This is a genomic window from Candidatus Borrarchaeum sp. (assembly GCF_019058535.1).
In the GTDB taxonomy this organism is placed as follows: Archaea; Asgardarchaeota; Sifarchaeia; order Borrarchaeales; family Borrarchaeaceae; genus Borrarchaeum; species Borrarchaeum weybense.
On record NZ_JAHPYX010000224.1, the window covers coordinates 24,563 to 30,689 of the forward strand.

6 protein-coding genes, 3 tRNA genes and 1 pseudogene are annotated in these 6,127 nt (G+C 38.1%); 8 read left to right on the plus strand and 2 right to left on the minus strand.

All coding sequences use genetic code 11. The features are described 5' to 3' along the window. Positions 1 to 483 (minus strand): Lrp/AsnC family transcriptional regulator, encoded by a 483-nt coding sequence (locus tag QVB70_RS13790; protein WP_287587340.1) that lies wholly within the window; start codon positions 481 to 483, stop codon positions 1 to 3. 174 nt (positions 484 to 657) lie between these two features. Between QVB70_RS13790 and QVB70_RS13795 the strand changes: the two genes are divergently transcribed. The 3 genes from QVB70_RS13795 (at position 658) to QVB70_RS13805 (ending at position 2,044) form a co-directional block, all read left to right on the plus strand. Next, a complete protein-coding gene (locus QVB70_RS13795; protein ID WP_287587343.1) occupies positions 658 to 960 on the plus strand; it encodes a hypothetical protein in 303 nt (100 codons plus the stop codon). Between the two features lie 254 nt (positions 961 to 1,214). Then, complete coding sequence (locus QVB70_RS13800) at positions 1,215 to 1,487, plus strand: hypothetical protein (RefSeq protein WP_287587345.1); 273 nt, start codon at positions 1,215 to 1,217, stop codon at positions 1,485 to 1,487. A gap of 188 nt (positions 1,488 to 1,675) precedes the next feature. Next, a complete protein-coding gene (locus tag QVB70_RS13805) occupies positions 1,676 to 2,044 on the plus strand; it encodes a PAS domain-containing protein (protein ID WP_287587348.1) in 369 nt (122 codons plus the stop codon). Positions 2,045 to 2,049: 5 nt separating this feature from the next. On the opposite strand, the gene QVB70_RS13810 is transcribed toward QVB70_RS13805, so the two are convergent. Next, positions 2,050 to 3,582, minus strand: a complete 1,533-nt coding sequence (locus tag QVB70_RS13810) for a leucyl aminopeptidase (RefSeq protein ID WP_287587351.1) — start codon at positions 3,580 to 3,582, stop codon at positions 2,050 to 2,052. A 496-nt stretch (positions 3,583 to 4,078) separates the two neighbouring features. Between QVB70_RS13810 and QVB70_RS13815 the strand changes: the two genes are divergently transcribed. From QVB70_RS13815 to QVB70_RS13835, 5 genes and pseudogenes are all read left to right on the plus strand, one after another. Next, complete coding sequence (locus tag QVB70_RS13815; RefSeq protein WP_287587352.1) at positions 4,079 to 4,399, plus strand: hypothetical protein; 321 nt, start codon at positions 4,079 to 4,081, stop codon at positions 4,397 to 4,399. Positions 4,400 to 4,594: 195 nt separating this feature from the next. Further along, positions 4,595 to 4,791 (plus strand) — tRNA-OTHER (locus QVB70_RS13820). A 51-nt stretch (positions 4,792 to 4,842) separates the two neighbouring features. Continuing rightward, positions 4,843 to 5,013 (plus strand) — tRNA-His (locus tag QVB70_RS13825). Between the two features lie 40 nt (positions 5,014 to 5,053). Continuing rightward, a tRNA-Thr gene (locus QVB70_RS13830) sits at positions 5,054 to 5,190 on the plus strand. A gap of 256 nt (positions 5,191 to 5,446) precedes the next feature. After that, positions 5,447 to 6,127: pseudogene (locus tag QVB70_RS13835) on the plus strand (hypothetical protein); the annotation flags it as partial.

The window sequence follows — 6,127 nt, forward strand, 5'->3', positions numbered from 1 at the left end:
TCATGTTAATGAAAGTGTAGTATCCTCTTTCTCAGTAGAAAGTACAATAACACTCCGCGTTCGTCCCACTCCAGGAATACGATTAATGGTTCTTATCATTCCCTCAAGAGTTGATATATTTTCGGTCTTCACTTTAATAAGGTGATCTGCATCCCCCGCCAAGTTAAATACTTCCAAGACATCCTTCATATTAGCAACTTCGTAAGGAACAGCCACATCTGGTTCATGGGCCTTAAAATCTAATGTAATTTCAATAAAGGCGGTAACATCTTTGCCTAACTTTTTCTCGTCTAAAATAACTGTGTACTTCTTGATGATTCCACTTTCTTTCATTTTTCTTATTCGTTCATGGACTGTCGGAATCGCTAAATTTACAATTTCATCGCTTGCAATAGTTTTAATTGGTCTTGATGAATCCTCTTGTAGTAATTCAAGAATTCTCAGGTCTTTTTCATCTAACGTGAAGCCATTTGTTGACACCATAAACTTCACCCTCTACTTTTAGTGTTATCACTAAGTGAATATTTTCTTATTGATATATAAAGGTTCCCTCATATTTTCTTTGATAACTGATATAAACCAGAAGAAATAATACAAATATTGAAGTTGACCGAAAAGAGATGTTAATTGTACGAAAATAATGGAGGCATTATTATCATGTCATTTGAAGTTAATTTTAATAGAGTAACTCAAAATTTGAACACGGTTATATTAAGTGAGGAAAGGAATCTGCTACAAGAAATAGCAAAACCACAAATCTTAAAGAGTCTTAGAATATCAGAAAACAAACTCTTGCGGCTAGTTCTGAAAGATCAAAAATACTTTATTGAGTTAATAGCGAGTGGTTATAAAGTTACACAGTTAGCAGCAGGGAAAACTACTCTACAAGAGGCAGAAAAATGTTATGTGGAACTCCTCCATAAGATAAAAAATGGAGGAAGCATGCTAGAGCCATATTGATTCGAAACATTACCGCAGTTCATTAGTTTTTTATGATTTTATAATCGTTAAGCACTTACTCCGAAATTTTTTTCGTTGTTGCATCATCTTTTTACTACTTTTTCTGATTCAGTAATTATCTGTATAAAAATTGCCGTAAATCTTTAGTCAAAACGGTTATAACCCCGAAAATCATTAATATATATAGGTAGGAATACCTAAAATATTTCATGATCTATCGTGATAGTTACAAATAATGAAAGAGGTGAGGGGAAATGAAGGGAAAAATAAAGGATGTTATACTTCAACTCCTCGACGAATCGTTCTACGAAGTCCCTATAGCGGTTCCTAAAGTCACAGCTTTCATAAAGGAATTCTTCCCTAAAGCAACAGAACATGAAATCGAGGCAGTTATTGAAGAATTAATAAAGGACGGCTTCTTAATCCTTGGAATTGCTTATGGCTATGAACGTGGCATAATGAGTGCGAAGAAGATTCCTGAGAAACCACCGCTAGCCTACTTAAAGCCAATTCTTGCGAAAACATAACATTCTCTTTTTTTCGTTTTTTAGATATTTTTCTGATCTGATTTTTCAAGTCAAAAAATGGATATTTTCTCTAAATTCCCTTGCTGACGTTTTTTGAAGAAATGAAAATAGGAAACCGCTTTAACGTTGATAACGCTATTAACCGTTAACATTTAAAAAACGTAACATGAATTTAGGGAAGATCAACAATGAAAATATCAGCTATTGAATTGGAGAAACTTTTAGACGAAATACCCGTAGCACTTACGTACGTAGATACGAACGGCATCATTCTCTATCGTAACAAAACCGCTGCACAACGACCTTTGCCGAAAGGAACTCGAGAACCTGGAGCCAACATACGAGACTGCCATGCACTACCGGAGAGTTTAGAACAGATAGAAAAAATCTTTAATGGTTTTAAAAACGGTCGCAAAACACCACATCACTATATTTCTCAAAGGACAGATCTCAAAGAATTAGTAACTTTAACTCCGATGTTCGAAAAAGATCAGTTTGTTGGATGTTTCTCAACTATCCATCCGCTTGAAATAAAGGGTGTAAGTAGAACTTTTTAGAAGAGTTAGTTCCCGATTAAATCACGAATGAACTGAACTAACAGGCGTACCCCTACTCCTGAAGCACCTTTTGGGATGTATGCTTTCTTTTTATCTGAGCGAGCAGTACCTGCTATATCTAAATGAATCCATGGAGTTCCTTTTTCTACAAATTCTGATAAAAATACAGCAGCTATAATTGCTGCCCCTTCGCGTCCACCTACATTTTTTAAATCGGCAAAATCACTTCTTAAATGCGTAGAATACTCTTTCCATAGGGGTAATTCCCAGACTCGTTCCCCAGTTTTTTCACCTGCTGACGTAAGTAGTTTCTTGAAGTTTTCTGCTTCTTTATTTGCCATTAATCCGCTAGCATGTGCTCCTAAAGTTATTCTAATTGCTCCAGTAAGTGTTGCAATATCGATTACAAGAGTTGGAGAATATTTCTTAGCATAAGTCAGTGCATCAGCCATTACTAATCTTCCTTCAGCGTCTGTATTCACAACTTCTATGGTTTTACCAGAAAAAGACTTGATTACATCACCTGGTTTTATTGCTTTTCCTCCGGGTAAGTTCTCTGTTGCGGGAATGAGGGCAAATAAGTGAATTGGCAACTGTAAATGGCTTACTGCATGTATGAGACCAATTACTGTGCATCCGCCGGATTTATCGTATTTCATGTTCTCCATTCCTGTCTTCTGTTTTAATGAAAGACCTCCAGAGTCAAAAGTAATAGCTTTGCCAATGACGACAATCGTTTCTAGTGCCTCTTTTTCTTGTGGAGTATATTCAAGAATAATGAACTTTGCAGGCTGATCACTTCCTTGTGCCACACTTAGATAGGCATTTAGCCCCATTTCTTGTGCAATTTCTTCATCTAGAATATTATATTTTAGACCCAGACTTATTGCAAGGTCTTCTGACTTCGTAGCTAGGTAAGTAGGGGTTGCTATGTTACCAGGCATATTAGCGAGATTTCGCGCAAAATTTGTGGCTTCTGCAATAGTTTTACCAATGTTTGCTCCTTCCTGGATTTCATCAAGAACGGTCATTTCTCGTTCCAAAAGCAGAATTTTCTTTATGTCAATAAATTCACTGCGAGAATCCGTTTTTAGTTCTACAAACTTATACATGCCCAATATACTTCCTTCAATCACTGCTTGCGCAGTATCTTTCGCCGAATTATCTAGACGAATTTCATGAAGGGTTGTTACAATTTCTTGGCAATTCAATTCTCGAGTACGAACTGCAGTTTTTCCACTTACTTGTCTAAGCCTTTCAAGGCTAAATTCATCCTTTTTGCCCAGACCTACGATTAAAAGTCTGGAATGCGAATTCTTCCAATCTGGTCGAACAATCTCTATAGTATTCAATTTACCTACGAATTCTTTGCGAGTTAACAATCCGTTAATCGCCCCGTCAAGGGCAGAATCTACTGCTTGTAAAGATTTACTCGTAAAATCACTGGTTTCATTCTCAAAAACACCTAAAATTGCGATATCAAATACCCTTTCTTTAATATTTTCTTCGAGTTTCCCCTGTTGTATATGAATCTCCATGATGTAAGCAACTCCCTGTATCATATTATGTATAGCGCAGTTCGATCTAAAAAATAGAGGAGTTTATTAAAAAAAATAATTTAAATTAGTAGATTTCAAGAGCTCGTCTATGAAACTCTCCTATGTGAACTCGGTATTTTTCTTTCATTGGTAGAATTTGCCTGTAAATGGTAAGTTATTATGTTAAGATGAAGAGATTTACTAGAAAATTTATCAACTATGGTGACATGGTTATACCCAAACTAGGAGTTTGTTTTCTAAAGCCCGATGGCGAGACTCCTCAAAGAACGAGGTGATTTCTCTGAAAAAAAGTCTAATAGTCTCAGTATTCAGCCTCGTACTATTGCTAACGTTGATGCCAGCTGCCAATGCTGCATACACGCATGAAGACCTAACGCTAACCGTCTTGGTGAATGGTTCTGATACAAGCGCTCACAACGTCAAATCAAATCCTTTAGTAATAGACTTAGCGGAGCCCATCACAGTTAGCCTTTCGATGACTAATGCCGGTGAGACAGTTCATTTAACTGACGCTACAGTGTCTTTCTACACCCTCCAAACAATACTCTTCTGGGATATTGAATCGAAGGTATATGATCATCAAGTAGACCTTGATAATGAAGATGATGATGGTGATGGAAAGGAAGGTTTCGATATATCTGCTGCCACAAGCGAGTCTGACAGTTTTGACATATCTCCTGAAGAAATGGCCGAGTATAGAGATGCACTTTCTGGGCAAAGAGTACGGATTGACATCCTCTTTAACTTTGAAACTATTCCAGACTATACAATAAAAGTCTACATAACTTTAGTTTAGCCCTCTCTCTCTTTTTCTTTTTTTATTTTGCCTCTAATTTCATTCTAGGTGTTGATTTTCTAAATTATGTTGAGAAAGAACTCTTCACTCCTTATACGAATAAAGAAACATCAGAAGTTAACAATTGAGAGGGATATTCTTTTATATTTTAATTACTTATGACGTAATCTAGCTATAACAGCTTAACATCACCAAGCCGGGGTGGCTAAGAGTCGATGCATGAGGAAATTACCCTCACTACATCGATGAGAAGCCTGGTTATAGCGCCGGACACTTTCCGAGCCGGTTTCATAGAGAATATCCCAAGAAAGCCCTTTCTTGAGACATCCGGAGAGACGTTACACGCTGAGGTAATGTTCTGAAGGTCGCGGGTTCGAAGCCCGCCCCCGGCACTATCCTTAAAGGCTTGAGACACACCCTACGAAATTGATACATCATAATAAGCGGGGGTGGCCGAGCCAGGTCAATTTGCCTACAAGGGTCAGATCATAGGCGCTGGTGTGTGAGGCAACTGCTGCCTTATGCTACGAGACTTAAGATCCAGTGACGTAGGTCTACGTGGGTTCGAAAAGTTTTGGCGAAAGCCTTTTTCGGAAATCCCATCCCCCGCACCAACTCATCCTTAAACAAAAACCCTCTTTTGAATTAAAAAATGCCCCGATAGCTCAGCTGGTAGAGCGCGACCTTGGTAAGGTCGAGTTGTCTTCGGAACTCCCGAAGGTGCGAGAAGTCGCGGGTTCGAAGGAAATTTGAGCGGAGCGCTCTTTCCGAAACACCCGCTCGGGGCTCCATTCAATTTACTTCAATTTTAACAAGTAACCCCAGTTAAATCCGCGATCCTTATATAATCAGATCAGTCTTATTGAGCGGTAACCCCTTCAACGTTTCTTTGAATTATAGGTTAAATATCTTCAATCAAAGAATTAATTAACAAGTAATTGATGAATAGATGTAGTAGAGGGAGTAAAACTTAAATTTTAAGAAAAATTGAAGTAGAGGCGCAAAACTTTATTTATTATAGTTCAGTTATTAAGGTGAATAAAATTAGTGGATTTAAGGACGAATGTTGGTGATTATTTGCAGTTAATTGACGCTTTTCAAGGACTTATTAACTCATTAGCGGCTTCAACTGGTTTAGCCGCTGTTATTTTTGAACTAATCTTTGTTGTCGTTATTCTTGTAGTATTAGTCTTCGTAGGGTATCTGGCAGGAAAATCTGTAGGAGGAGGAAGAGAACCCTCAGCAACTTCTAAACTTCTAATCCCATCTGAAGGATATTCCGTAGATGAAAGTATTTCTATAGATGAAGTAACTCAAACTCAAGAAACTCTGCAAATACTCGACGTTGAGAAAACATCTGCAACGCAGGCTATTAAAAATGCAGAAAAAGCCTATAAAAGTAAAAAAATTAGCCCAACTGCATATCAAAAGCTTATGGAACTATATTCTGAGCGGCTTGAAAAAATTAATTCCGAAATTTCACGCCGATCAAGTGTTGTAAAAGCAGGGACTTTAGAAGCTGAATTCGAACGTGCGAGACAAGAAGCGCTTGTAGAATTGAAAGGAGAACCAGAAGAAGTTACCGGACCAGGTGTTCCAGAAGCAGGATTAATAGAAGAATCTGAAGTTCTAGAAGGACCTGAAACTCCAGCAGGACCCCCAACAGCGCCTCCAACCACACCACCCCCCACAGCACCACCAACGCCACCCACACCGCGACCCAACACA